We start from the raw sequence: 26,159 nt of genomic DNA, 5'->3' as shown, positions 1-26,159 counted from the left end.
ATTCTCTAGATAACCACAATAATGCGTTATTGAGAATGGGCTGAATGGCATGAATAGTTCTACTTTTCTAGTTCTAAGTGCCATGAGCCTTTAAGCATGGTGGTGAGATATAGGGGGTTTCAGCGTTTTTTTGGAGACAATAAGATAACAAAAATCACATTATGATAAAGAACAATAACGAACAAAAATAGACGAATATATGAAAATAATGGATGAATAAGATGCGGCGACCTGTTCATTATGGATAAATTTGAAAATGAACAGTTGAAATTCGTAATCAAAGCCGTTGTAGATGGAGAAGAGGAATGATTATTGGATCTTGGGATATAGTAAAGGAATTAAAAATAAAAACTCCCAGCCTTGCGCTTAAAAGCGAAGGGCTGGGAGTTTTATTAGTAAGGGGGTAATGATTAGTCAAGAACCGCAGCAATATGAGCCTTCGTAACAGACCAGTGGGAAGCCGTCCATACTTTTTCTTTTTTCTCGATGAACATAATTTGCGGCGACTCATGCTTAACGGATGTGTCTTCTGCAATTTGGTTGGAAACGGGGCGCGACTCTATGACCTTCACGAGCACGTATTCCACGTCTTCTCTTGGCTTGCCGTCGAGGTAGTTGTTGAATTCTTGAAAAGCGTTCGCGCTTACCGGGCAAGTTGTGCTGTGCTTGAATACAACGAGTGGACGAGTAGCGGAAGCCTCATAAACATTATTCCATTCTTCAATAGACGTAATTTCTTTGTATGACATAAGGGATACACTCCTTTTTATCTGCTGTGCAGAAGATAGTTACAACTGTATTTGTATTATAGCTCTTTTTGCCGAGTAAAGTCATCTTTAGGCGAATAGGCTACTGCGGATTGTTCTGCTAATTTAGGTATTGCAATCGGAAATGGAGCGTGCTATGATTACGGAAGTCGAAATGACCGTTTTAGTTTTTTGGTCAGTTATTCAAACGAGGATTCGAACGCACGGAGGTGAAGGAATGGCCATTGATCGACGACAGCAGATTGTGGATGCTGCGGGTAAGTCGTTCGCGTTGTTTGGATATAAGGCGACGACGATGGATCAGGTAGCGAAGATTGCGAATGTAGGCAAAGGGACGATTTATACGTTCTTTACGAATAAGGAAGAGCTGTTCCACGAAATTATGAAGCGGCTTATTATCGAAATGAAACAGGTGGCGGAGAGAGTCGTTGATCCGAATCGGCGTTTTTTCGATAATTTGAACGCTGCGCTCGAGCAGCTGCTTGAATTCCGCGAGGAGCATGAGCTTGCGCTCAAGCTGTCTCATGAGGTGCGCGAGATCGGTACCCCGATGGCAGTAGAGGGCATTCAGCAAATCGAGAAGGCGGTTGTTGGCTACATTCAGCAGCAGGTACAGCTTGCGATGGATAAAGGCGAAATTAAGCCTTGCAACCCGGAGATGACAGCATTCGTCATGCTGCGGCTGTATATGGCGCTCACCGTAGAATGGAAAAAAACGCATGAACCGCTGAATAAGCAGCAAGTAGCGGAACAACTGCGATTCTATATGCAAGTAGGATTGGCTCCGGAATAGCCTGGATGCCTTTTTTTACACAGAAAAATGACTAAATGAGAAAAATGGTCAATCAGTGATTGGGAGAGTGGACGATTTGAAGTTCAGAGGTTTAAAGCAGTTTGGTGAGGAATTGTCCGGGATCGCGCGCAACAAAATGTTGTTGATATCGGTGATTGGCGTATTGATGATACCCGTTATGTATTCCTCGATGTTTCTAGGTGCCTTTTGGGACCCGTACGGTCATTTGGATAAAATGCCGGTAGCCGTCGTAAATGCGGATAAAGGTTATGAGTATAACGATGAGATGATGCATATTGGCAAGGATTTTGAGGAAGAGCTAAAAGAGAATGAAAAGTTCGAATGGCATTTTGTAAACAAGGCGGATGCAGAGGCGGGAATCGAAGACCATTCCTATTATATGGCGATTGAAATTCCGGCCGACTTCTCGGAGAAAACAACTTCTCTGACATCGGATAACCCAACGCCTGCACAGCTCACTTATTTGGCTAACGAGAGCTATAACTTCTTAGCTTCGCAGATCGGCAGCAAAGCGGTCGACACGATGAAAATGGAGCTTAACAAAGAAGTAACGGCTGCTTATACGCGCACCGTATTTGAGCAAATGGAAGAGCTCGTGGACGGTATTGGCAAAGCGAGTGACGGAGCAGGCGAAATCGCCGACGGCACGACGAAGGCGAAGGATGGCGCCGTGCTCATCGAGAAAAACTTGGCGAAGCTGGTCAGCGGATCAATGACGCTGCAAGAAGGTGTCGGCAAGCTGAATGATGGCGGCAAGGCGCTTGGCAAGGGCAGTGCCGAGCTGAGCACAGGCACGGCAAGCTTGGCTAGCGGCCTGGCGCAGCTGCAGGCAGCGCAGCAGCAGCTTGGCGCGGGAGCCGCATCGCTTGGCGATGGCGCGGGCTCGCTTGGAGCCGGAGCGGTGAAGCTTAGCGACGGCTTGTCGCAATTGGCCGGAGCTAGCGGACAGCTGGCGGGAGGCGCTTCTGACGCGAAGCAGGCTGCGGGGCAGCTAGCGGGCGGTCTTAAGGAATCAGCTGCTGGCGAGGAGCAGCTGAAGGCAGGTGCGGCGCAGCTTGCGAATGGGCTGGCGCAGCTGGGTCAGGCGAACCCGCAGTTGGCGGAGAGCGAAAGCTTTGCATCTCTATTGAAGGCGAGCCAAGAGCTAGCGGCGGGCTTGGAGAAATCTTCGGCAGGCCAGAAGCAGCTCAGCGATGGAGCGGCAAAGCTGAGTGACGGCCTTGTTAAAGTGTCGGATGGTCTTGGCACCTTTGACAAGAAGGTCGAAGAAGCGGCTGCCGGAGGCAAGCAGCTTGGCGTAGGCGGACAGCAATTGGTCGCTGGGGCAGAGAAATTTACAAGCGGCATGACGCAGTTTGGTACGAAGCTTGCTGAAGCGAGCACGGGCGGAGCGAAGTTGGCTGCTGGCGCTAAGCAGCTTAACAGTGGAGCAGCGACGCTGACGGCGGGTCTTTCCCAGCTATCTTCTAGCGTAACGCCATTTGTTGACGGATCAGTCCAGCTGGAGGATGGCGCACAGCAGGTTGCTTCCGGGCTGTTGAAGCTAGAGGACGGTACGCAGGAATTGTCCGGCAAGCTGAATGAGGCTTCCGATAAAACATCCGATCTGAAGTTGACGGATGCCATGGTGGATATGTTTGCTGATCCCGTAAAGCTTGATGTTGAGAAAGTTACGAAGGTAGACAACTATGGTACGGGGCTTGCTCCTTACTTCCTATCGCTTGGCCTATACGTTGGCGCAATGCTGCTAACGATTGTTTACTCGGTTCGCGAGCCGGCCGTTCGTCCGGTCAACGGTTGGAGCTGGTTCTGGAGCAAGGCGCTTACGCTTGTGCTTATCGGTACGATTCAGGCATTGATCGCTGATGCTGCACTGATTTTTGTTCTGAAGCTAGAGGTTCAGAGCATGGGGCTGTTCTTATTCTATTCGATTCTAACGAGCATTACGTTCATGATGATCATTCAGTTCTTGGTCGCTTCAATGGGTAATCCGGGACGGTTTATCGCGGTTATTCTGTTGATCTTCCAACTAACGAGCTCAGCGGGTACATTCCCTATCGAGCTTGTCCCTGGCTTCCTGCAGAAAGTATCTCCATTCCTGCCTATGACTTATTCGGTAGCAGGCTTTAGAGATATCATTTCCAGCGGTGACTACAGCATGATGGGCAGATACACGGCCGTTATGGCGGGTATAGCAATCCTGTTCGCGGTACTATCTTACATCTACTTTGCTTTGTCCCACAGGAAAACGAAGGACGACAGCACGGAAAAGGCAGTGCCGGCATCATCCGTTTAATTTCGAAGGACAGCGAGCAATCGCTGTCCTTTTTTTGTGTGTATAAGGGGGGCTCCGTATCATTCTCCAAACGTAAAACATACTCACCATTCTACCTTGCAGTTTATGCAATGTATGAGGCCGTTAAGCCGTTCTACCCTCGCTACGTTGTTGTACATGCAGCAAAATTCCTCAATTCCTTCATATTAACCGAATTAGCGATACGTTTCGCTGCAAAACTGCAGCGTAGCAACAAATTCGGAGTGCCATGTGAGGTTTCTAGTGTACTTTGTGCATTGTAGCCGCGCCGCGAGGACGATAAAAAAACGGCTGCCCGAGAAGGGAGGCATCTAGCCTTCTTTCTCGGACAGCCGCTGCTATTTTATTCGTGAATGGCTGTGAGCAATTGGCCGAGCGCTTCGAGCGCCTGCTCTTCCTGCTCGCCGTCTATCTCCAGCGTGACTTCCTCGTTCATCGCGATGCCTAGTGTAAGCATGCTCAGCGAGCTTTTTCCGTTTACCTTTTTGCCTTTATTGAGCACGCTCACCTTGCAAGGGAAGCTGCTTGCGGTTTGGACGAAGGTTTTGGTCGGGCGTACGTGAAAGCCCGTCGGATTAAGGATGGTAAATGTTTGGCTAATCATGATGAACCACTCCGTTTCTTGTACGTTCTACAAATTGTGTGATTTCCTGTGTGCTCCGCATGGTCAGCGCTTGATTCGCGCAGCCTGCCCATTCGGCTTGGTCGAGCTGACCGATCAATTCTCTTGCTTGCAGGATCGAACCTGCGCTCATGCTGAATTCATGCAGGCCAAGTCCAAGCAGCAAAGGGATGGCAGTCTGATCGCCAGCCATCTCGCCGCACATGCCGACCCATTTGCCTTCCTTCTCCGCCGCTTGTATAACGAAGCGAATCAAGCGCAGCAGGGAGGGATGCCATGGCTGATACAAGTAAGATACCGTTTCGTTCATGCGGTCTGCTGCCATGGTGTATTGAATCAAATCGTTTGTGCCGATGCTGAAGAAATCAACTTCCGGTGCGAAAAGATCCGCTGAGACAGCTGCTGCCGGAATTTCAACCATCATTCCAACCTCGATATGCTCGGCAAGCTGAACGCCTTCGGCAATAAGCTTCTGCTTCTCTTCCTCAAGCAGCTTCTTCGCCTCAAGCAGCTCCTCCAATACGGCGATCATCGGGAACATAATTTTCAGGGTGCCGTACCGGCTGGCGCGAAGCAGCGCTCGCAGCTGCGTGCGGAACAGATCCTGTCTATCCAGACATAGACGCAAGGCGCGTTGTCCGAGGAAGGGATTCGTTTCCTTAGGCAGCTCCATATAAGGAAGCTCCTTGTCGCCGCCTATATCAAGCGTTCTGATGACGACGGGTTTCCCGTCCATTTTTTCAAGCGCATATTTATAGCTGGTGAACTGCTCCTCCTCGGATGGGAGGGAACCGCGTCCCATGTACAGAAATTCGGTACGGAAAAGGCCGATCCCTTCGGCACCGTTGTCGATCGCGCGCTGAATGTCCTCAAGCTTGCCGATATTGGCTGCCAGTTCAACTTGTTTGCCATCCTTAGAGAAGGTAGGCTGATCCTTCAGCTTGCTTAGACTCGCTCTGCGCAGATCATCCATCTGTTTCTTGCCTTGATAAGAAGCTAGCTCCTCCGCCGTTGGATCAATAAGGACGACGCCCTCATTCGCATCCATAACGATTACGCCATGCTCCGAAATATCGCGTATCGCAGAGCCGATCCCGACGATCGCAGGTATTTCCAATGATCGCGCCATGATAGCGGAATGGGAGGTGCGGCTGCCTACCTCAGTAACAAAACCCCGAACGAATTCCAGATTAAGCTGAGCGGTATCCGATGGCGTCAAATCACGCGCTACGATGATACATTCTTCCGAAAGATTGGCGAGATCGACATGCGGAATGCCGCGCAAATGGCTCATAATGCGGCCGGAGACGTCCTCGATATCAACGGCGCGCCCGCGCAGCAGCTCATCCGACATGGATTGCAGCAGCTCGACAAAAGATTGCGATACCTCGTGCAGCGCAAATTCGGCGTTAATGGATTCCTCTTCAATTTTGAGCTCGATTGCTTCTATGAGATCCGGGTCCTCAAGGATCATCAAATGTCCTTCGAAAATTTCAGCTTTGTCCGCGCCAAGACGTTCCTCCGCCGAGGCGCGAATCGCCTCGACCTCGCCTTTGGCCAATGCGACAGCGCCGCGAAACCGTTCAACCTCGGACGCGCTGTCTTGTATGGCTTGCTGAACCGGAATAAACCGCTCGGCTGCAAGGTGGTACGTGCGTGCAATCGCGATGCCGGGCGATGCCGCGATTCCTTTTAATGAAACGGTCATAAAGATCCTGCTCCCCTCGCCGCTGCTTGGAGTACCGACTCCTGCGCGCGGTATTGCTCTGCCGCTTGTTTATGAAGCGGATGCTGTGCTTCTAAGCCTGTATATTTAGTTAATGTATAATGAAGGCCATGTTCCTTGATGGAGGCTTGAAGCTCAGCAGCCTCGGGATCATCAGCGTTGTTAAAGTGAAGGGCTGCTGCCATCGCAGCTGTCAATTCAGTAACAGGAATGCCATATTGATAAGCTAATAAGGCCGGTCTAACAAGGCGGTCCTTCGGTGATAGCTTGCGAATCGGCGAGCGGCCAATTCGGGCTACCTCATCTACCAAGTATGGGTTGATGAAGCGCTCCAGTATTTGATCGATATAGAGAGCGTGCTCCTTCTCGTCGAACTGATACATTTGCACAAGCGCAGCTCCCGATTCCTGAAGCGCGCCTACGACCTTAGCCAATATCTCGCTGTCCTTCATCGCTTCTTGGATCGTCGCATACCCCTTCAAATATCCGTGGTATGCCGCAACGCAATGACCCGTATTGACGGTAAACAGCTTGCGCTCGATATACGGCTCCAAATCATCGACATAATGCACGCCTGCGATTTCTACCTGCGAAGCAAGCAGCGGGGAGCGCTCTACCGTCCACTCATAAAACGGCTCAACCGTAACTTGGAGCGGGTCCTCATGCTGCTGCAGCGGAACGATGCGGTCAACGGCGGCGTCAGGGAAGGCGATATGCAAATCAGCGTCCTTCTGAACGTCCGCGGACAAATGCTCATAAACGAACTGTTTCAAAATCGTGCTGCCGCCGAGAGCATTCTCGCACGCGATAATAGGGAGAGCGGCTTTGCCGCTCGCGAGCCTTAGCTCAATGCCTTTAGCTACCGCAGCTGCAATATGCTTTAGAACGGATACGCCGACTGCCGTTGTTACGATGTCAGCTTCTGCGATCATCTCGGCGACTAAGCCGACATCCTTGCCGTCAATAGCCGTTACATGATCAACAAGATACGTATCGCCTTGCTCGTTTGCAATTTTCACCGCATACTGCCGCTTTGCTTGCAGCTCCGAGACGAGCGCTTCGTTGACATCAACGAAGCATACCTCATAGCCGGCGTTATGCAGCAGCAATCCGATAAAACCTCGGCCTATGTTGCCAGCTCCGAAGTGTACGGCCTTCATGATTCCATACCCGATTCAAAGATAGAAATCAGCTCTTGCGGCGAGGAAGCATTCAAAATGCGCTGCATGTCTTCCTCCTCCGATACAAGCACGGCAACGTTGGTCAAAATATCAAGGTGATCGTCGCCGACCGCCGCTAAACCGATAACTAGCTGCGCGGGCTCCTCGCCGCCGAAGTCCACGCCAGCTGGGACAATGATGATCGCCATGCCTGTCGATTGAATAAGTGCCTTTGAGTCGTTTGTTCCATGCGGCATGGCGAGGCCTCCGCCGATATAGGTGGATAAAGCTTCCTCGCGCTCAATCATCTTGTCGATATACGCCTGCGGCGCGTGTCCTGCGTCAACAAGCATTTGTCCGACCATGCGGATCGCTTCGTATTTATCTTTTACGCTCACGTTTAGTTTAACTTTCTCTGTCGATAGAATGGTCATGTTCATTCTCTCCAATCCAATTTGGTTTTTATATAATGCTCCAGCTTTTTTGAAATAAAGAGCTTGATGCCGGCTGTATCATCATTCTCCAGTACGGCAAGGAGATCAGGCAGCAGCAGCATCGCGCTAATTTCGCTGAGCAGCTCTAGGCTATATGCATCAAGCTTGAGGGGGCCTAGCATCATTAAGAGATGTCTGGCTTCTGCATCCTCGCTAAGCTTTAGCGGTCTGTCATATCGGTACAAAGCAAGCAGCGGCTCTTCAATCCATTCGCTGCGCGTATGAAGCAAAGCAAGCTCGGTGTCCGGAATGACAAGGCTGCCTTGCTGCTCTCTTGCCAGCAGCTGAGCGGTTATTTTCGCGCTATTTTGTTCGATATATGGCTTGCCAATCAAGGAAAGCATGTTAGGCAGCTGATTATCCAGATGCTCGCGGCCTTCCATTTGAGTCAGGTCATGAACATGGAATCCGTCAAGCAGCCGCAGGACGACGCCGGAATAGAGCTGCAGCAGCAGCAACCGGTCCATTGGCGATTGCCCGGAAGCTTCTGTGTCTGCCGCAAGGGCAGGACTGATCTTCTTTAAGGTCGTGCCTTTGATATAAGCGCGCAGCTTATTGGTTTCTTCCGGCGTTAGCATAGGGCTTAGCTTAATGTAACGGTCCGGCTCCAGCGGCAAGTCCACGGTGGAAATGATCAAATCATATCTACTGGGTGGAAGCCTTGTCGCTTCATACCACGAATAATGTCCGATCAAATCGATTTGCGGCAGCTCCTTGGCGATTTTGACGGCAAGCAGCTTGGAGGAGCCAATACCGCTCGTGCAAACGAGTACAGCCCTTATTTTTCTGGGAAAAGGCTTTAATCGCTCCAAGGAAGCTCCAAAATGCATGACGATATAACCGATTTCCTCATCTGGCACTTGGATGTGCCCGTATACTTCCTGTACACCGCTTCGCACGATTGAAAACAGCGCGCCATAATCCTTCTTGATCGGGGCGAGCATCGGATTGCGAATCGCAATACCGACCGAAATGCGCTGGAAAGCCGGCTTTATGTGCTGGATAAGGCCTTCCTCAAGCGATCGATCCTCCATAAGAGACATATGCAGCCGTTCTTCGACGTAGCGGATGAGCCGCTTGACGCCCTCGATGGTCGGCATGTCATCATGATGGATCAACAGGCTGCTTTCCGGAAAAGCTTCATTTCCGAGCAATTGAGAAAGATAACTTTTTTCTTCTATGGGCAGCTGGATGTCGAGCAGGTCAAGCAGGCTGCGCAGCAAAGGAATGTTATCGCCGTTATCGTATTTGCCCGCGGATACCAAGCAATCATGCTCGATGCGGGTTAACGCAACCGACAGCTTAATAAGTAATCTTGTATAGTCTGATTCGGACAAGGTGCTTGGCCAATCATCATTCAGCTCCCACAAAGCATGCTCGAGCCTTTTAAAATGCTCTTTTCCGATCATATCAAGCAGCTGTGCCGTTATCGGATTCGTGACCGCTTGGTCTTTGAATTGCCCGAAGAGATCGGAATCATCAAGATGGTTAAACGCAAGCAAGCTGATAAAATGGCGCTTCGCTTCCTCGGGACCGTTGATTTCAACGCCGTAGCCTCTTTTTCGGACGAGTGTCAGGCCTTGCTTGATGATCAATCCTTCGAGCTCATCGAGATCATGGCTGACGGTCGGCATGGTAACGCGCAGCTCATGCGCAAGCGAGAACAGCTTGATGGGCTCGTCATGCTCAAGCAGCCTGCATAGAACAAGAACCTTGCGTTCTTCCCCCGTATACTCGAAGGAATCGGTTTGATCAAGCGATTGCTTGAATCGCTCCAGCGTTTCGTTATCTGCTTCAATTCGAATGCCAAGCCCGGCTGTTTTGTGTAGAACAATGCCGTTTGCAGCAAGCAGCGGTTCAATATCGGCAAGCTCGCGGTGAACCGTCCTCGTGCTCGTTCCGACGATTGCTGCGATGTCCGCCGCCGTAATTTCCTGCTTCTGATCAAGCAGCATCTCAATCATTCGACGTTGCCTAGTTGAGGCTTTGATAGGCTATCCTCCTTAGCAGAAGAATGGACATAGGCGCCGACAGAAATCTGTCAGCGCTGAGTCTAATTTTATGAACTTAGTCTTTGTACGAGCAGGTCATACTCTGGGCTTTTGAGAAAATTATCGATTGAAATATGCTCGGCGCCTGGCGCTTTTTGCCTTGCGCGGTCGGTTAGTGTCTTGTGGGTGATGACGATGTCGGCATCTCCGGGAATATCGTTGATCGCCGTGTTGATGACGGTAATCGGCAGCTCGGCTGCATTAATTTTTTTGCGCAAAATGGAAGCGCCCATTGCGCTCGAACCCATCCCGGCATCGCAGGAAAATACGATTTTGTTAACCTGCTCCTTCGCAAGCTGTGTTTGCGGAGCGGAAGGCGCCGCGGCATTGCCTTTGGATTCGGCTTTCATTTGCTGTACTTTTTTCGCTGCTTCCTCTAGCTCGTTGCCCGCATTCTCGTTCTGCTTGCTGGTCTTAAGCAGTACGGCTGAGACGAGGAAGGAAACGATCGTTGCTACCGCTACGCCGCTTAGCATAGCCAGCAGACCGCCTTTTGGCGTCATCGTGAAGTAAGCGATAATACTGCCTGGTGACGGAGCCGCGACAAGTCCTGCTCCGAAGACGGAGAAGGTGAACGTGCCGGCTACGCCGCCAGCGATGGCTGCAAGAATCAAACGAGGATTCATGAGAATGTACGGGAAGTAAATTTCATGAATACCGCCGAAGAAATGGATGACAACCGCGCCTGGCGCCGATTGCTTAACCATCCCTTTGCCAAACAGCCAATAAGCGAGCAAGATGCCAAGGCCCGGACCTGGATTTGATTCCAGCATGTAAATGATCGATTTGCCTGTTTGCGAGGCTTGATCGAGTGCAAGCGGCCCAAGTATGCCATGGTTGATGGCGTTATTAAGAAATAACACTTTAGCCGGCTCGATCAAAATGTTCGCGAGCGGCAGGAAACCTGTGTTGATCAGCCACTCTACGCCGGAAGCAAGCACTTTGCTTAGCGATGCAACAACGGGACCAATCCCTTTGAATGCAATGATCGCAAGCCCGCCGCCGATAATGCCGGAAGAGAAGTTGTTGATGAGCATTTCAAAGCCGGAAGGAATCTTTCCTTCTATAGACTGATCGAATTTCTTCAATACCCATGCAGCGAACGGGCCAACGATCATGGCTCCGAGGAACATCGGAATATCCGCCCCTGCAATAACGCCAAGTGTGACGATTGCGCCGACTACGCCTCCGCGTACGCCGTGAATCATTTGACCGCCGGTATAACCAATGAGTATAGGGAGCAAGTAGGTAATCATCGGCCCGACTAGCGTTGCCAGACTCTCGTTCGGAATCCAGCCAGTCGGAATAAATAGTGCCGTGATGAGTCCCCATGCAATAAACGCGCCAATATTCGGCATGACCATGCCGCTTAGAAAACGACCAAATCGTTGAACGGAAACTTTAACACCGCCGGATACCGGTTGCTCGGATGTCAGTTTACTCATGCTTCAACCTCCAATGTATAATAATGTTCACTAACTGAACCTGAATTAATCGTAATGTATAGCGCTTTCATAATCAATGAATTGAAAAGCAGGTTGCGTCATGATGAATGTTGACATCATTTTGCCTTTTACTATTGCCGAATTTCGGGGATGCTGTATAATCACTATTGTTTCTTCTAAATATGCAAAGGGGAATGCCATATGCAAGATCAAACTATCATTCGCTTTGAGCATGTGACAAAGCAATATGATCATAATGACGCCGCTGTTCTTAGGGACGTCAGCTTTACGATAGAGCGAGGCAAGTTTTATACACTGCTTGGCCCTTCGGGCTGCGGCAAAACGACTATTCTCAGACTGATCGCGGGTTTCACCGAGCCGTCCGAGGGGCAGATTTATTTTAATGGAAAAGTGATTAATAGGGTGCCGGCGAACGAGCGGCAGGTGAATACTGTATTCCAGGATTACGCGCTGTTCCCTCACTTGAACGTGTTCGAAAATGTCGCCTTCGGCCTGCGCATCAAAAAGCTCAAAAACGCCGATGTGACCGCTAAAGTTAAGGAAGCGCTGCGCTTCGTAAACTTGAACGGCTACGAATCAAGGGAGATTACAGAGATGTCCGGCGGACAGCGGCAGCGCGTTGCGATCGCGCGGGCTATCGTGAATGAGCCGGAAATTATTTTATTGGACGAGCCGCTCTCCGCGCTTGATCTGAAGCTCCGGACGGAAATGCAGTATGAGCTGCGCGAGCTGCAGCGCCGCCTTGGCATCACGTTTATATTCGTTACGCATGATCAAGAGGAAGCGCTGGCGATGTCGGATGAGATTTTTGTTATTAATGAAGGAAAAATTCAGCAGAGCGGAACGCCTACTGATATTTACGATGAGCCGATCAACCGTTTTGTCGCTGATTTTATCGGAGAGTCGAACATTGTACCGGGCCGGATGGCGCGAGACTTTGTGGTGGAATTTGCTGGCCGTTCCTTCGAATGCGTTGACCAAGGGCTGACGCCAAACGAGGCGGTCGACATCGTCATCAGGCCGGAGGATTTGGAGATTACGTCATCTGACAACGGCAAGCTGCAGGTGCGCGTAGATTCGCAGCTGTTCCGCGGCGTTCATTATGAGATCTGCTGCTATGATGAGTCAGGCAATGAGTGGCTTGTCCATTCCACGCGCAAAGCGACGGTTGGCGAGCAAATAGGGCTGACCTTTGACCCGGAAGCGATTCATGTCATGCGTCTTGACGAGACGGAAGAGGAATTCGATAAACGTCTCGAAGCGTACAGCGAGGCCGTCGATGTCAAATAAATCACGCAGTTTTTATCTAATCCCTTATATGGCTTGGATCGTGCTGTTCGTCATTGCGCCAATCGTCTTAGTTGCGTATTATTCGTTTTTTGATGTGGATGGCAATTTTACGTTTGGCAATTACGCGAAGTTTTTTACGCCGGTCTATTTAAAGATGACGCTTAGCTCGTTTTGGTATGCGTTTCTCATAACCGCCATCTCATTGCTCGCCGCTTATCCGACGGCTTATTTGCTGACGAGGACCAAGCATAAGCAGCTTTGGCTGCTGCTTATCATTTTGCCAAGCTGGATCAATTTGCTGCTCAAGGCATACGCTTTTATCGGCTTGTTCGGTACATATGGTTTTGTTAATTCGGTGCTTGAAGCGATCGGCATCGGAAATAAGCAAATTTTGTTCACCGATTTCAGCTTTATTTTCGTATCCGTTTATATTTTTATACCGTTCATGATATTGCCGATCTTTAATGCGCTGGAGGAAATGAATCCATCGCTCGTCTATGCGGCGCGTGATCTGGGCGCATCGGCGTGGACGACGTTCCGCCGCGTTATTTTTCCGCTCACGATCAGCGGCGTGAAATCCGGCTGTATGGCCGTATTTATTCCGGCGCTGTCGCTGTTTATGATTACGCGGCTCATCGCAGGAAACCGCGTCATTACGCTCGGAACGGCAATCGAGCAGCATTTTCTCGTGACGCAGGACTGGGGGATGGGGGCGACCATCGCGGTATTTTTAATTTTGGCGATGGCAGCGATGATGCTCATAACCGGCAATCGAAAGCGAGGTGCAGCCGATGCGCGGAACAAATAAATGGTCAAATCTTTATTTAGTATTCATATTTGTGGTGCTCTATGCGCCGATTTTCTATTTAATGTTCTATTCGTTCAATAGCGGCGGGTCGATGCGCAATTTCGAGAGCTTCACGCTTGATTACTACAAAGAGGTGTTTGAGGATACGCGCCTGCTTATCATCGTACTGAATACGTTCGTGATTGCGCTGCTGTCCGCGGCGATCTCGACAATTTTGGGCGTAATTGGCGCAATCGCCATCCATCACATACGGAGCAATAGGCCGAAGCAAACGCTCCTCACGCTCAACAACGTGCTCATCGTCAGTCCGGACGTCATTATCGGCGCGTCATTTCTAATCCTTTTCACCATTATCGGCATTAAGCTGGGCTTCGTGTCCGTGCTGCTGTCGCATATCGCGTTCAGCGTGCCAATCGTCGTTATTATGGTGCTGCCGAAGCTGCAGGAAATGAGCTCGACGCTGGTCGATGCGGCTCGCGATCTCGGCGCTAGCTCGTGGCAGGTGCTGACGCGGGTGATGCTGCCGTTCATTAAACCGGGCATATTTGCGGGTTTCTTCATGGCGCTGACCTATTCGCTTGATGACTTCGCTGTCACGTTTTTCGTAACGGGCAACGGCTTCTCGACGCTGTCGGTCGAGATCTACTCACGGGCGCGCCAAGGCGTGTCGCTGTCGATCAACGCGTTATCGACGCTTATTTTCCTATTTACGATCGTGCTGGTCGTCGGGTATTACTTTATTAATCAACGGAACATGAAGCCGTCAGTCAAGGAGGGGCGCTAATGGGACAGCTTGTGCGCATGTTCGTTGTCGTGTTTGTTGTTTCATTAGGGCTTATCTATTTGACGTCGTACCTGAATTCAAGCGAGGGCTACAGCGGCGACAACACGCTAACGATTTACAACTGGGGCGATTATGTAGATCCCGAGCTGCTTGAGCGCTTCGAGGAGGAGACCGGCATTAAAGTCATCTACCAAACCTTCGATTCGAATGAAGCGATGATGACCAAAATCGAGCAAGGCGGAACGACGTTTGACGTAAGCATTCCCTCCGAGTATGCGATTAGCAAAATGAAAGAGGAAGGCGTTCTGCTGAAGCTTGATCACTCGAAGCTGCCGAATTTGAAATATATCGATCCGCGCTTCATGAATCTGTCCTTTGATCCGGATAATGCGTATTCGATTCCGTATTTTTGGGGAACGGTCGGCATTATTTATAATCCTGAGCTTGTAGGCGAGCTCGACTTCTCCAGCTGGAATGATCTGTGGGACAAGAGCCTCCGCAATCAAATTCTGCTGCTCGACGGCGCTCGCGAGGTCATGGGCATGGGGCTGAACAGCTTGCACTACTCGCTCAATGATACGAACGAAGCGCATTTGCAGGAGGCGAAGGCGAAGCTGCTTCAGATGACGCCTAACGTGAAGGCGATTGTAGGCGACGAGATCAAAATGCTGCTCGCGAACGAAGAGGCGGCTGTCGGCCTCGTCTGGTCCGGGGATGCATCGGAAATTATGGGCGAGAACGATAAGCTCGATTATGTCGTGCCGGAAGAAGGCTCGAACCTGTGGTTCGATAATATGGTCATTCCAAAAACGGCTCGAAATATCGAGGGCGCGCATCAATTTATTAACTTTATGCTCGATCCCGAGGTTGCGGCGCAAAATGCGGAATATGTCGGTTATTCGACGCCAAACGAGGCGGCGATGGCGCTGCTTCCGGAGGAAATCGCGACCGATGACCGTTTTTATCCGAACGAAGAGCTGACCGGCAGACTTGAGGTTTACGATAATCTCGGCAAAAGAATGCTGGCCCATTACAACGAGCTGTTTCTAGAGTTTAAAATGCATAAAAAATGAGCAAAATCCCTTGAATATTTTAACCTGTTCGCATGCTATGATGGATGAGGAATTTCTGGATAGTGACATATGCGAATAGATGGGGCGGAAAGAATGAACAACAAATGGTTGAATTACGGTGGGCTTGTTCTGATTGCAGTTGTATGGGGGGCGAACTTCGGCATATCTCGCCTGGCGATGGAATCGTTTAACCCGATTGTGTTTTCTTTTTTGAGATTTGGACTTGCTCTGCCGTTTTTCTTCCTTATTCTAAAAATGACCGAGGGCAGCGTAGGCATTCCTTGGCGAATCGTGCCGAAGCTTGCGTTGATCGGGCTCGTCGGCATTACTTTGCTCGAAATTATGGTGATGTACTCGATCAAATATACGACACTCGCGAACGCTTCGCTCCTTAACGTGGCGCCATGGCCGATCTTCGCTGCCTTATTCGCACCGCTTTTCGTCAAGGAATCGATTACGCTTCGGCTTATCGTTGGCGGCGCAATCTCGATTGTCGGCGTCAGCTTAGTCATACTCGGCGGTGGAGAAGGCTTTAACCTCTCCTCTGAAAATATGATGGGCAACGCGATGGCTTTTGCCGTCAGCATCATCGGTCCGCTATTCAATCTCAGCTCAATGTCGCTGATGAAGCAATACTCGGCCCTTCGGGTAAGCACATGGACCATCGCGTTTGGATCGTTGTTCATGCTTCCGCTAACCTTCGGTTCATGGGGACAGACCGACTGGTCCGCTCTAAATGCCGGCCATTATTTATCGATTGGCTACAATGTGCTTATATGTACGGTGCTTGCATTTGTTCTATGGAACGCCTGCATGTTTAAGGTCGGAGCCACCCGCTCGAACTTTTTCCGCTATGCGGTTCCTGCTGCGGCAGTCATTGCCGGATACTTTATGTTCGATGAGAAAATCGCATTCATCCAAATGTGCGGTGCTGGCTGTATGGCCGCTGGCCTAATCTGGATCAGCATCGAGCGCAAGCAGCAGGCGAAACCGATCGTCCCGGTTACGAATACGGGCGGCGGTCAATTGCTTTAATGAGAACAGCGAATCAAGCGGCGTAAGCTGCGTGAATTCGTAGCCTACGAGCGTTCATACGTAAGGAGTTGCCCTAAGCGCTATTGTGCTCATGGGGCGGCTCCTTTTTGCTTGGGAGAAGAGGAAGGGGTGATGTAAGCGGTTAATAAAAAAGGGCTGAAATTTTTTTCGAAAAGCAGCAAAGCGCTTGCATAAAATAGCGAAAAACGAGTCGGCTCAATGGTTTGAACCGTTTTCACGAATACCGCTGCCGTGCGCTTGGAGGCGCATTTGGGCAGTGCCCTGCCTTGACGTGAACTTTTAAAACATGTTACGGTTTTGTTAGTAAATCTAACATTGAACGCTTGAGAGGAGATGGAAGAATGATTAAAGCGATAATCTTTGATTTTGACGGTACGATAATTGACACGGAAACGGCTTGGTACTATGCATTTCGTGACGCGTATAAAGAACATGGGGTAGAGCTGACATTGGAGCAGTATTCCGGCTGCATCGGCACGAGTCTGCATGCGTTTAACCCTTATGAATATTTAATGACGGATCTTAACCTGCCGATCGATAAGCAAGCTTTCCGTGAACTGGTGCATCTCCAACATGCTGAGCTAATGCGAAGCGAACAGGTGCGGTCCGGCATACTGGATTATTTGAAGGATGCCCAGGAATCTGGCTTGAAGATCGGACTCGCATCCAGCTCGGCCCGTGCTTGGATCGATAAATATTTGGAGCAGCTCGAGATCGCGCATTATTTCGAATGCATTCGGACGGCGGATGATGTGGCGAAGGTGAAGCCGGATCCAGAGCTATACAGGCAGACGCTTGCTGGTCTTGGCGTAGAAGCGAGTGAAGCGGTGGCAATTGAGGACTCCCCGAATGGAGCGCGTGCTGCATCGGCAGCCGGGATGTCGTGTATAGTCGTTCCGAATACGATTACGAAGAGCTTGGCATTTGATAAGTCCGATCGGTACTATCATGCGGAATCCTTGTCGCATATTGATTTTCACGAATTGGTTGCGGGTGCTCTATAAAGCTCGTTGTCGAGATGGGTGTTCGAAGGGAACATGCCGTGCTTTCCTGCAAATAAATTAGTCAGAATATTCTGATTATATGAAAGGCGATACCATCCACTGAAGGAGGTTCGGACGATGAAGGCTGTACATTTTGGCGCGGGCAATATAGGTAGAGGCTTTATTGGCCTTCTTTTGTCGAATGCGGGTTATGAGGTTACTTTTGTGGCTCGGAACGAGAGGAAGGTGCAGCTGCTTCAACAGCAGGGGCAATATACGGTTACGCTGGCTAACGAGTCGCGAGATTCGGAAATTGTGAAAAACGTAACAGCCATCAGCGGCAAAAATAAATCGGCGGTATCCGATGCGATTGCGACTGCGGATATGGTCACGACAGCTGTAGGTGTAAGTGCGCTGAAGCATATCGCGGAATCCATTGCCGCAGGCATTGAACGGAGGCTTCGAAACCGCAACTACAAACCTTTGCATATCATTGCATGCGAGAATGCGATTTCCGGCAGTTCGCAGCTCAAGCGCCGCGTGTATGAGCATCTACCGGCGGATTGGCATGAGACAGCAGATCGGTGCATCGCTTTTCCAGATACGGCTGTTGATCGAATCGTACCCGTGCAGGAGCATGATGATCCGCTTAAAGTGACGGTGGAGCCTTATTTTGAATGGATTGTGGATCGATCGGCGATGATTGAGGGTTATGAGAAGATCGAAGGGGTTAAATATGTGGATGCGTTAGAACCTTACATTGAGCGTAAGTTGTTTACGGTGAATACGGGTCATTGCACCGCTGCTTATCATGGTTATCTTGAAGGGTATGCCACGATTCAGGAGGCGATGAGAGATGATGGAATCAAGGAGGAATTGTCGCAGGTGCTTATGGAAACGGGGAGTCTCCTCACCTCTAAATACCACTGGGACAAGAAGAAGCATGACCGGTACATTCAGAAAATGATGATGAGGTTTACTAACCCTCGTTTGACCGATAATGTCATACGTGTCGGGCGCTCTCCCCTGCGCAAGCTCTCGTTGAACGATAGGCTCGTTAGGCCGGCTTTGCAGGCGCATAAGCTAGGGATTCCGATTCCCCATCTGACCTCAGCGATAGCCGCTGCCCTGCTCTTTGATTACGAGAAGGACGAGGAGGCTGTCATGCTGCAGACGGCGCTTCGCTGCTCCGGCATTCACGAAGTCGTCACCTCCCATATGGGAATACCTCACAAGCATGCGATTCATCAGGAGATTGTAGATAGCTACAGCGCTCTGAGAGAGACTTATGCAGCTGCAAAATGAATGCTGAGATGAATGATTGGCCGTTTGATCTTGGGTTAGATTTGCAAAGATGTAAAAGATGCGGTGGAAGCTGGCCTTCCGTCGCATCTTTTTTGCGTTTTTTAGAGCAAGCGATTGCATAAAAGTCATATTTATACAGCCTATGTCAGGTGTTACTGTTACTGTCATCTAATGAAATCTTACATGACAATGGATTTATTGAAAGAATATTTGCACTTTATAGCGAAAAAAATCTTTTAAAATAGAATTGAAAAAGGTAAAATCAAAAAAGCGGCTTTTCAATGGAATGGGAGTCGAACTTTGAGAAGAAGGACTGAACCTAAATGACAGTGAGTATAGTTGAAGAAACGTTAAACCCGTACCAAATCGCACAGCAGCAAATTGACGCGGCAGCGGCGCATCTGCAGCTGCCTGAGCATGTTACGCAAATCTTGAAGCGTCCGAAGCGCGTGCTGTCGGTTAGCTTCTCTGTTCGTATGGATGATGGCTCGATCCGAGTGTTCGAAGGGTATCGTTCCCAGCATAATGACGCAATTGGTCCAACTAAGGGCGGCATTCGTTTTCACCCTGACGTAACGCTTGATGAGGTTAAAGCACTTTCCATGTGGATGAGCTTTAAATGCGGCGTTGTTGGGTTGCCGTACGGCGGCGGCAAAGGCGGCGTTATTTGTGATCCTCGCCTTCTAAGCAAAGGTGAGCTTGAGCGCGTGAGCCGTGCATTTATGGAATCGATCGCGGACTTTGTAGGACCGGATAAAGATATTCCTGCACCGGACGTATACACGACGCCTCAAATCATGGGTTGGATGATGGATACGTACAGCAGACTGAAAGGCGTGAACTCGCCTGGCGTTATCACGGGCAAACCGCTTATTTTGGGCGGATCGAAAGGCCGTAACGAAGCGACAGCGCAAGGCTGCGTGTATACGATTTTGGCGGCGCTTCAAGACAAAGGCATTCCTGTGCAAAATGCGACTGCAGCGATTCAAGGCTATGGCAACGCAGGCCGCATTGCAGCTCGATTGCTTAGCGAAGCAGGCTGTAGAATCGTAGCGGTTAGTGATTCCAAAGGCGGCGTTTACGATCCGGATGGATTGGATATCGAAAGAATCTCCATACTAAAGGATACGTCTTCCATCCGTGAATATGGCGAATCCTATGCGATTTCAAACGAAGCTCTGCTTGAGCTTGATGTTGACATCTTGGTGCCGGCTGCACTTGAGAACGTTATTACGGCTGCCAATGCAGACCGTATCAAAGCGAAGATTGTTGCAGAAGCTGCTAATGGTCCAACAACGCCTGAGGCGGACCGTGTGCTTGCGAGCCACGGCATCACAGTTATTCCGGACGTGCTTGCTAATGCGGGCGGCGTTACGGTTTCGTATTTTGAATGGGTACAGAACCTGATGAACTACTACTGGAGCGAAGCGGAAGTGCTTGAGAAGCTGGAGACGAACATGATTCTATCGTATGTGGCTGTTCGCGACCTGGCTAAAGAGCATAATACGGATCTTCGTACGGCGGCTTACATGATTTCGATTAAACGGATCGCGGCAGCTATGGAAGCAAGAGGCTGGATCTAAGCACTTATAATATAAGAAGAGGTGACGGCATCATGGCAAAACAGATTCGCATCGGTATCGTTGGTTACGGCAACCTTGGTCGCGGCGTAGAGCTTGCGATCAAACAAAACCCGGATATGAGACTGGATGCGGTATTTACTCGCAGAGACCCGGCATCTATCCCATCTGCAGCTAAAGCATATGCAATTGAAGATGCTGAGCGCTTTGTCGATGATATCGACGTTATGATTCTATGCGGCGGTTCGGCGACGGACCTGCCGGAGCAGGGGCCTGCTTTTGCACGATTGTTCCATACGGTAGACAGCTTTGATACGCATGCGCGCATCCCTGAATATTTTGAGCAGGTAGATGAGGTTGCGAAGGTGAGCAATAAAGTGAGCGTCATTTCAACGGGCTGGGACCCGGGCTTATTCTCACTTAACCGCTTGCTTGCGGAATCGATTTTGCCTGAAGGCAAGGAATACACATTCTGGGGCAAAGGTGTAAGCCAAGGCCATTCCGACGCTATTCGCCGAGTGAACGGCGTGAAGCATGGCGTGCAATATACTATTCCGAGCGATGAAGCGGTAGAACGCGTACGCGGAGGGGAGAATCCTGAGCTTACGACGCGCGAGAAGCATATTCGTGATTGCTATATCGTTGCTGAAGAAGGCGCGGATCAAGAGGCTATCGCGGAGGAAATCCGTACCATGCCGAACTACTTCTCCGATTACAATACGACGGTTCACTTTATCGACGAAGCAACAATGAAGGCTGAGCATTCCTCGATGCCGCATGGCGGGATGGTGCTGCGCAGCGGCAAGACGGGCGAGAACAGCACGCAAATCATTGAATTCGGACTGAAGCTGGACAGCAATCCAGAGTTCACGGCGAGCGTTCTAGTTGCTTATGCTAGAGCGGCATTTAAGCTTGCAAGTGAAGGACAGGCTGGCGCGAAAACCGTTTTCGACATTCCATTTGCCTACCTTTCGCCAAAATCTGCAGCGGAGCTGCGCAAAGAACTGCTTTAATCTGAAATTTTTCTGAACAAATCCTCATTTTGACATTTTATGCCTATCACATTTGTCAAATGTAGGATATACTTAGAAAAGTGTGAGAAAAGAACTGTCGAATTATAACGAGAAGTGCTGAAAGATCTAACTTCCTGTGGTAGAATAAGATCAAACCTGCCTATCAGGAGCCTTTGATCAAAATCTACTAGGACGTGAGATCAGCATGATAGACATCCATACCCATATTTTACCCGGTATTGACGATGGTGCGGCGAGTTTTGATGATACTCTGAATATGGCCCGGGCAGCCGTTTCAGAGGGAATTACAACAATCATTGCAACTCCGCACCACGCCAATGGGACCTATACCAATACAGCAAACGACGTAGCCGAGCACACTTCCTCCATTAACGAACAGTTATTGGCAGCAGGTGTGCCTGTTACTATTCGGACTGGTCAAGAAATTAGAGTCCATGATGATTTGCTAGATGCTTGGAATAGGAAAGAGCTTCTCCCCTTAGCTGACTCTAGCTATGTATTAATTGAAATGCCATCCTCTCGCATACCGAAATCGATGATTGAACTCGTTCACGAGCTCAATATATTAAACCTCAAACCGATTATCGCTCACCCTGAAAGGAACGCAGAGGTAGTGAAGCATCCTGAACGATTAGCTGAGCTAATCGAAGCAGGAGCATTCGCGCAGGTTACATCACATTCCCTATTAGGGGGATTCGGTAAGCGTATTGAGCAAGCTTCATGGTCTCTGATGAAAGCTGGTCTTATCCATATAGTATCTTCCGATGCACATCATATCGAGCGGCGCGGTTTTCGATTGCGCGAAGCCTACGATTCAATTGAGAGGCGGATGGGAGAACAGTGGGTGAGCTATTTGCAGATGAATGCGGAGTCCATCATTAAGGATGAGCCTTTTCATTCTCAACCGGCTGTTTCTAACGGGGAAGGAGTCGTTCGGCGCATTATTTCCTATTTTTACAAGAAATAGCCCGTGATAGCGAGAATGACATTTGAAGTAAATACATACGAAGTGCGATTCTATTGGCTTTATTAGTCATTCATCTATTTTGGATGAGTGCAACTATTCTACATACAGGAGTGAAACAGAGTGACATTAAGAAAAAAACTGGCAGTATCTACTATTGCAGCGAGTGTAGCCCTAACGGCTCTCGCTGGCATTCCGCTTAGCAGCAAAGGCTTGGCGGAGAAGCTTGGAGTAAGTGGGGTAGCTTATGCCTCTTCATTGGCTGATTCTTCGCTAGTGAATGATATCAAGAAGCTTCGTGACGCACTTGTTGCGACAAGTGGGATGGACAAAGTTAAAGCGCTTCAAGATGCGTTAAATGATTTGGAAATTCATCAAAAGGGCGATATTGTTGACCCTATCGTTGACAAGTTTAATCCGACTAACGAAGAAGAAACGCAATTGGAAAATCTTTTTTATGCTGCGGTAGAATTGTCATATGCACCTTCAATTGAAGGTCTAGAGAGCTTGCGCGCGCAGTATGAGCCATTGCTGCAATCCTTTGCAAGTCGCGCGGATGTGGTCTTAACTGTTGACGACGTCCTCAAATATTTCTTGGATATTCAAAAAGAGCTCGTTAATCAAGTGAAAAACAAGGGATTATCGGAACTGCTTGACCTTATGCAGAACAAGGACAGCGTGAAGAAATTGATGCAGGATACTCTTGCTGCATTGTCTGGAACGCAATACAGCCTTCAGAAGGTGTTTGTATATTACAAAGTAAATACAGATGACGTTCTTGAAGTGTTCACTCGTTCAAGAGACGCAGTAGGCGAAAATAAGTATTTCACGGATGCAGCTGCTGCTTTGTTTAAAGCTTATGAATCACTTCTGCCTACAAACCCAGGGACAAATCCGGGTCCGAATTCAGGTCCGAATCCAGTGATTGATGCACCGCTTCCAGAGTCAACTGATAAATTGCTGAAAAACTTGAAAGCAGCGCTTGATAAGGCAACAGAAGCTGAGAAAGCTGCTATTATTACTAAATTCGTTTCAGATGCGAAAGACGAGATTACAAAGCTGGCAACAATTAGCGCATCAACAAATGTAAGTGTTATAAATGGACAAGCTGTTCTTCAATTGAACGAGGGCAGCGCATTATCCGCAATTTCTGGTATTAATGCTGTAGCAGCAAAAGTGAAAGAAGTTTCACCATCTTCGGCACTTGCGAAGTCTGCTCTAAAGATCGATCTTGGTTCGGTCGTGCAAAAGGATGTTGTTTTGAACCTTTCTGACGCTATCGTTAAAGCAGCGGCAGCTGGAAACGTATCCGGTGCAACTTTCGTAGTCGGTAAATTCGAAGTGACGCTTCCTGTCGGAGGTTCATTCTCGTCTGCTATCGGGCTTACGATTAAGAAAACGGACGCTACTGCTGAAGTTGTAGGCACGTTGAAATCGGTGTCTGAAGTATATGACTTCAACCTAACAGTTGGCGGCGCTGCAAAAACAACGTTTGATCAACCGATCGTTATCAGCATCCCGCTAGGCGATACTACAGGTCTTGATCAAGAACTTCTTTCTGTTGCAAAAATCGTTGATGGCAAGCTAGTATTCCACGGCGGACGCGTAACTGGCAGCTCTATTGTCGAGTCCCGTGATTCGTTCTCTTCATATGTAGTCGTTGAAAACAAAGTATCATTCAGCGATATCGCTTCCGTTGAAGCATGGGCTGGCCGCGAAATTCAAGTCGTTGCTGCCAAAGGCGCGATTGAAGGCAAGTCGGAAGGCGTATTTGCTCCGAAAGATAAAGTAACACGCGCTGAATTCGCAAAAATGCTTATCCGCGCCCTTGATTTGGAGAACGGTTCAGCAACAGAAAGCTTCGATGATGTGAAAGCAGGCGACTGGCATGCACCATATGTGGCTGCTGCTGTTCAGCTTAAAATCATCAACGGACGCTCCGCTACTAAATTCGATCCTAACGCAACGATCACGCGCGCTGAGATGGCTACGATGATTGCGCGTGCGCTGAAGGTATCACAAGGTGCGGCTGATGTGACTGACGTTAATGCGGCTTTGAAGGACTTTGCTGATGCAGACAAGATCAGTGCTGCATTGAAAGACGGCGTTGCATTTGCAGCCACTCACAAAATTGTCATCGGAAACGAAGGCAAGTTTTTGCCGAACAACAATGCAACTCGTGCAGAAGCAGCTGTAATCATTTACAGAGCTTCAAAAAATGTTAAATAATTCAAGTTATAAGAAAAATCTTCCTCTCATGTAGATGGGAGGGAGATTTTTTTCCGAAAAACATAGTATATTGTAAGATTATAGTTTATTATGTAATAGGGTATAGTTCTTAAGAATCATATAATCGTTCTAATTGACTATATCAGATGGAGGAATACGGAGTGTCTAACGAACTAGATTTGCGACAATATATGGCGATTATTAGGAAGAGATTAGTTCTTATTATCTTGTTTGTCTTCGTTTGTACAGCAGCAGCAGCCGTTGTCAGCCTGTTTTTCAAAGACCCTGTATATGAGGCCTCTACCAAAATAATCGTAAACCAGACTACCGCACAAATGGCGACTGGTCAGCTTGATCTCAATCAAATCAACTCCAATATCAAGATGATCGATACATACAAAGAGATCATTAAGACACCTGCAATATTAGATAAAGTAGCAGAGCAGTACCCGCAGCTTGGCTTAACGACAACTGAGCTTTCCCGCAAAATCCAAGTTAGCTCCGTGAATAACACCCAAGTTATGACTTTGGTCGTTCAGGATGTGGATTATAAGCAAGCTGCTCAAGTCGTAAACGCCGTATCTAACGTGTTTAGGGAAGAGATTCAGCATATTTTCAAAGTGGAGAATGTATCAATCCTGAACGAAGCGGTAGTAAATGCTCAGCCTAGTCCGGTTGCACCTAATGTACCGCTAAATATTGCAATTGCTTTTGTCGTATCTTTAATGATCGCGGTTGGGATTACCTTCTTGCTTGAATACATGGATGACACGATTAAAACCGAAGCAGATGTGCTGCAATATTTGGGCCAGCCTACGCTTGCAATGATCTCAAGAATGAATACGGAGGATGCTAATTCAAGCCAAACCAGCAAAACCACTCAAACCTACAAGGCAGGTGAATTAGAGCGTGTCTCGATCGAAAAATAAGCGTCAGATTATTACGCTAACGAATCCTCGTTCCCCCATCTCAGAATCGTATCGTGCATTGAGGACGAACATTGAGTTCTCATCCATAGATGAGAAGCTTCAGGTGTTAATGGTTTCATCAGCGGGCCCCGGCGAAGGAAAGTCGACAACCATTACGAATCTGGCAGTCACTTTCGCACAATCGGAGAAGAAGGTTGTTCTAATCGACGCCGATCTTCGTAAGCCCACTGCTCATCATACCTTTTCCATTTCGAATCGCTGGGGGCTTTCCTCCGTTATTTCGCAGCAATGCTCCTTAGAGGAAGTTCTACAGGTAACGGATATTCCGAATCTGGATGTAATTACATCGGGTGCTATACCGCCTAACCCGGCAGAGATGATGAATTCCAAACGGATGACGGCAATCATAGCGCAGCTTAGAGGTATGTATGACATTATCTTAATCGATACGCCGCCGCTGCTAGCGGTTACGGATGCTCAGATTGTAGCTACGAAGAGTGACGGCGTCATTCTAGTCGTTGATCAAGGCAAAGTGAAGCGTGAGATTGCAGGCAAAGCGGTGAAAAACTTAGAGAGCGTGAATGCGCGTATTCTAGGTGTCGTATTAAATAATGTTAAGCGTAGAGCAAATGAAGAATCGTACTACTATTATTATGGCGTTCAAGACAAATAAAGAGAGTTGTTCGTAGATGGTTATTGCTGTGGGGGGA

General features: G+C 48.9%; 22 protein-coding genes. 15 read left to right on the top strand and 7 right to left on the bottom strand.

Annotation, left to right across the window (positions count from 1 at the left end):
• Positions 1 to 410 precede the first annotated feature (410 nt).
• Positions 411 to 749: a bacillithiol system redox-active protein YtxJ gene (ytxJ, locus tag ADU23_RS06665; RefSeq protein WP_053373032.1), complete on the bottom strand. Its 339-nt coding sequence runs from the start codon at positions 747 to 749 to the stop codon at positions 411 to 413.
• A 235-nt stretch (positions 750 to 984) separates the two neighbouring features.
• Between ytxJ and ADU23_RS06660 the strand changes: the two genes are divergently transcribed.
• Positions 985 to 1,560, top strand: a complete 576-nt coding sequence (locus ADU23_RS06660; RefSeq protein ID WP_053377502.1) for a TetR/AcrR family transcriptional regulator — start codon at positions 985 to 987, stop codon at positions 1,558 to 1,560.
• Positions 1,561 to 1,636: 76 nt separating this feature from the next.
• The gene (locus ADU23_RS06655; RefSeq protein WP_053373031.1) at positions 1,637 to 3,877 is read left to right on the top strand and encodes a YhgE/Pip domain-containing protein; all 2,241 of its coding nucleotides are present in this window, start codon (positions 1,637 to 1,639) and stop codon (positions 3,875 to 3,877) included.
• A gap of 361 nt (positions 3,878 to 4,238) precedes the next feature.
• Here ADU23_RS06655 and ADU23_RS06650 read toward each other — a convergent pair whose 3' ends face one another.
• From ADU23_RS06650 to ADU23_RS06625, 6 genes are all read right to left on the bottom strand, one after another.
• On the bottom strand, positions 4,239 to 4,499 hold the full coding sequence (locus tag ADU23_RS06650; protein WP_053373030.1) for an HPr family phosphocarrier protein: 261 nt from the start codon (positions 4,497 to 4,499) through the stop codon (positions 4,239 to 4,241).
• Positions 4,492 to 6,225 (bottom strand): phosphoenolpyruvate--protein phosphotransferase, encoded by a 1,734-nt coding sequence (ptsP, locus tag ADU23_RS06645; protein WP_053373029.1) that lies wholly within the window; start codon positions 6,223 to 6,225, stop codon positions 4,492 to 4,494. The genes ADU23_RS06650 and ptsP overlap by 8 nt, the downstream gene beginning before the upstream one ends.
• A complete protein-coding gene (locus ADU23_RS06640) occupies positions 6,222 to 7,403 on the bottom strand; it encodes a mannitol-1-phosphate 5-dehydrogenase (protein ID WP_053373028.1) in 1,182 nt (393 codons plus the stop codon). The genes ptsP and ADU23_RS06640 overlap by 4 nt, the downstream gene beginning before the upstream one ends.
• Complete coding sequence (locus ADU23_RS06635; protein WP_053373027.1) at positions 7,400 to 7,837, bottom strand: PTS sugar transporter subunit IIA; 438 nt, start codon at positions 7,835 to 7,837, stop codon at positions 7,400 to 7,402. The genes ADU23_RS06640 and ADU23_RS06635 overlap by 4 nt, the downstream gene beginning before the upstream one ends.
• A gap of 2 nt (positions 7,838 to 7,839) precedes the next feature.
• The gene (locus ADU23_RS06630; RefSeq protein ID WP_053373026.1) at positions 7,840 to 9,861 is read right to left on the bottom strand and encodes a BglG family transcription antiterminator; all 2,022 of its coding nucleotides are present in this window, start codon (positions 9,859 to 9,861) and stop codon (positions 7,840 to 7,842) included.
• A 95-nt stretch (positions 9,862 to 9,956) separates the two neighbouring features.
• Positions 9,957 to 11,393, bottom strand: a complete 1,437-nt coding sequence (locus ADU23_RS06625) for a PTS mannitol transporter subunit IICB (protein WP_053373025.1) — start codon at positions 11,391 to 11,393, stop codon at positions 9,957 to 9,959.
• Between the two features lie 201 nt (positions 11,394 to 11,594).
• Between ADU23_RS06625 and ADU23_RS06620 the strand changes: the two genes are divergently transcribed.
• The 13 genes from ADU23_RS06620 (at position 11,595) to ADU23_RS06560 (ending at position 26,122) form a co-directional block, all read left to right on the top strand.
• Positions 11,595 to 12,704, top strand: coding sequence for an ABC transporter ATP-binding protein (locus ADU23_RS06620; protein WP_053373024.1), 1,110 nt, complete (start codon positions 11,595 to 11,597; stop codon positions 12,702 to 12,704).
• On the top strand, positions 12,694 to 13,512 hold the full coding sequence (locus tag ADU23_RS06615) for an ABC transporter permease (RefSeq protein WP_053373023.1): 819 nt from the start codon (positions 12,694 to 12,696) through the stop codon (positions 13,510 to 13,512). Before ADU23_RS06620 ends, ADU23_RS06615 begins: the two co-directional genes overlap by 11 nt.
• Complete coding sequence (locus ADU23_RS06610) at positions 13,496 to 14,296, top strand: ABC transporter permease (protein WP_053373022.1); 801 nt, start codon at positions 13,496 to 13,498, stop codon at positions 14,294 to 14,296. The genes ADU23_RS06615 and ADU23_RS06610 overlap by 17 nt, the downstream gene beginning before the upstream one ends.
• Complete coding sequence (locus tag ADU23_RS06605; RefSeq protein ID WP_053373021.1) at positions 14,296 to 15,369, top strand: ABC transporter substrate-binding protein; 1,074 nt, start codon at positions 14,296 to 14,298, stop codon at positions 15,367 to 15,369. The genes ADU23_RS06610 and ADU23_RS06605 overlap by 1 nt, the downstream gene beginning before the upstream one ends.
• Before the next feature lie 93 nt (positions 15,370 to 15,462).
• A complete protein-coding gene (locus ADU23_RS06600; RefSeq protein ID WP_053373020.1) occupies positions 15,463 to 16,404 on the top strand; it encodes a DMT family transporter in 942 nt (313 codons plus the stop codon).
• A 362-nt stretch (positions 16,405 to 16,766) separates the two neighbouring features.
• Positions 16,767 to 17,429, top strand: coding sequence for an HAD family hydrolase (locus ADU23_RS06595; protein ID WP_053373019.1), 663 nt, complete (start codon positions 16,767 to 16,769; stop codon positions 17,427 to 17,429).
• Between the two features lie 117 nt (positions 17,430 to 17,546).
• A complete protein-coding gene (locus tag ADU23_RS06590; protein WP_053373018.1) occupies positions 17,547 to 18,713 on the top strand; it encodes a mannitol-1-phosphate 5-dehydrogenase in 1,167 nt (388 codons plus the stop codon).
• A gap of 323 nt (positions 18,714 to 19,036) precedes the next feature.
• Positions 19,037 to 20,296: a Glu/Leu/Phe/Val family dehydrogenase gene (locus tag ADU23_RS06585; RefSeq protein WP_053373017.1), complete on the top strand. Its 1,260-nt coding sequence runs from the start codon at positions 19,037 to 19,039 to the stop codon at positions 20,294 to 20,296.
• A gap of 32 nt (positions 20,297 to 20,328) precedes the next feature.
• Positions 20,329 to 21,306 (top strand): diaminopimelate dehydrogenase, encoded by a 978-nt coding sequence (locus ADU23_RS06580; RefSeq protein WP_053373016.1) that lies wholly within the window; start codon positions 20,329 to 20,331, stop codon positions 21,304 to 21,306.
• 205 nt (positions 21,307 to 21,511) lie between these two features.
• The gene (locus tag ADU23_RS06575; protein ID WP_053373015.1) at positions 21,512 to 22,294 is read left to right on the top strand and encodes a tyrosine-protein phosphatase; all 783 of its coding nucleotides are present in this window, start codon (positions 21,512 to 21,514) and stop codon (positions 22,292 to 22,294) included.
• 120 nt (positions 22,295 to 22,414) lie between these two features.
• Positions 22,415 to 24,520: an S-layer homology domain-containing protein gene (locus ADU23_RS06570; protein WP_053373014.1), complete on the top strand. Its 2,106-nt coding sequence runs from the start codon at positions 22,415 to 22,417 to the stop codon at positions 24,518 to 24,520.
• A gap of 161 nt (positions 24,521 to 24,681) precedes the next feature.
• Positions 24,682 to 25,449, top strand: a complete 768-nt coding sequence (locus ADU23_RS06565) for a YveK family protein (RefSeq protein ID WP_157265666.1) — start codon at positions 24,682 to 24,684, stop codon at positions 25,447 to 25,449.
• On the top strand, positions 25,430 to 26,122 hold the full coding sequence (locus ADU23_RS06560) for a CpsD/CapB family tyrosine-protein kinase (protein ID WP_053373012.1): 693 nt from the start codon (positions 25,430 to 25,432) through the stop codon (positions 26,120 to 26,122). The genes ADU23_RS06565 and ADU23_RS06560 overlap by 20 nt, the downstream gene beginning before the upstream one ends.
• The last annotated feature ends 37 nt before the right edge of the window (positions 26,123 to 26,159 follow it).

This window comes from Paenibacillus sp. FJAT-27812 (assembly GCF_001273905.1).
Lineage (GTDB): Bacteria > Bacillota > Bacilli > Paenibacillales > Paenibacillaceae > Pristimantibacillus.
The sequence above is the reverse complement of the archived record's forward strand: the minus strand, read 5'-3'. Positions and strand labels throughout refer to the sequence as shown.

Excerpts from the sequence above, each read along its gene's own strand:
- ytxJ (WP_053373032.1), bottom strand. The coding sequence starts at position 749 with ATGTCATACAAAGAAATTACGTCTATTGAAGAATGGAATAATGTTTAT.
- ADU23_RS06660 (WP_053377502.1), top strand. The coding sequence starts at position 985 with ATGGCCATTGATCGACGACAGCAGATTGTGGATGCTGCGGGTAAGTCG.
- ADU23_RS06650 (WP_053373030.1), bottom strand. The coding sequence starts at position 4,499 with ATGATTAGCCAAACATTTACCATCCTTAATCCGACGGGCTTTCACGTA.
- ptsP (WP_053373029.1), bottom strand. The coding sequence starts at position 6,225 with ATGACCGTTTCATTAAAAGGAATCGCGGCATCGCCCGGCATCGCGATT.
- ADU23_RS06640 (WP_053373028.1), bottom strand. The coding sequence starts at position 7,403 with ATGAAGGCCGTACACTTCGGAGCTGGCAACATAGGCCGAGGTTTTATC.
- ADU23_RS06635 (WP_053373027.1), bottom strand. The coding sequence starts at position 7,837 with ATGACCATTCTATCGACAGAGAAAGTTAAACTAAACGTGAGCGTAAAA.
- ADU23_RS06630 (WP_053373026.1), bottom strand. The coding sequence starts at position 9,861 with ATGATTGAGATGCTGCTTGATCAGAAGCAGGAAATTACGGCGGCGGAC.
- ADU23_RS06625 (WP_053373025.1), bottom strand. The coding sequence starts at position 11,393 with ATGAGTAAACTGACATCCGAGCAACCGGTATCCGGCGGTGTTAAAGTT.
- ADU23_RS06620 (WP_053373024.1), top strand. The coding sequence starts at position 11,595 with ATGCAAGATCAAACTATCATTCGCTTTGAGCATGTGACAAAGCAATAT.
- ADU23_RS06615 (WP_053373023.1), top strand. The coding sequence starts at position 12,694 with ATGTCAAATAAATCACGCAGTTTTTATCTAATCCCTTATATGGCTTGG.
- ADU23_RS06610 (WP_053373022.1), top strand. The coding sequence starts at position 13,496 with ATGCGCGGAACAAATAAATGGTCAAATCTTTATTTAGTATTCATATTT.
- ADU23_RS06605 (WP_053373021.1), top strand. The coding sequence starts at position 14,296 with ATGGGACAGCTTGTGCGCATGTTCGTTGTCGTGTTTGTTGTTTCATTA.
- ADU23_RS06600 (WP_053373020.1), top strand. The coding sequence starts at position 15,463 with ATGAACAACAAATGGTTGAATTACGGTGGGCTTGTTCTGATTGCAGTT.
- ADU23_RS06595 (WP_053373019.1), top strand. The coding sequence starts at position 16,767 with ATGATTAAAGCGATAATCTTTGATTTTGACGGTACGATAATTGACACG.
- ADU23_RS06590 (WP_053373018.1), top strand. The coding sequence starts at position 17,547 with ATGAAGGCTGTACATTTTGGCGCGGGCAATATAGGTAGAGGCTTTATT.
- ADU23_RS06585 (WP_053373017.1), top strand. The coding sequence starts at position 19,037 with ATGACAGTGAGTATAGTTGAAGAAACGTTAAACCCGTACCAAATCGCA.
- ADU23_RS06580 (WP_053373016.1), top strand. The coding sequence starts at position 20,329 with ATGGCAAAACAGATTCGCATCGGTATCGTTGGTTACGGCAACCTTGGT.
- ADU23_RS06575 (WP_053373015.1), top strand. The coding sequence starts at position 21,512 with ATGATAGACATCCATACCCATATTTTACCCGGTATTGACGATGGTGCG.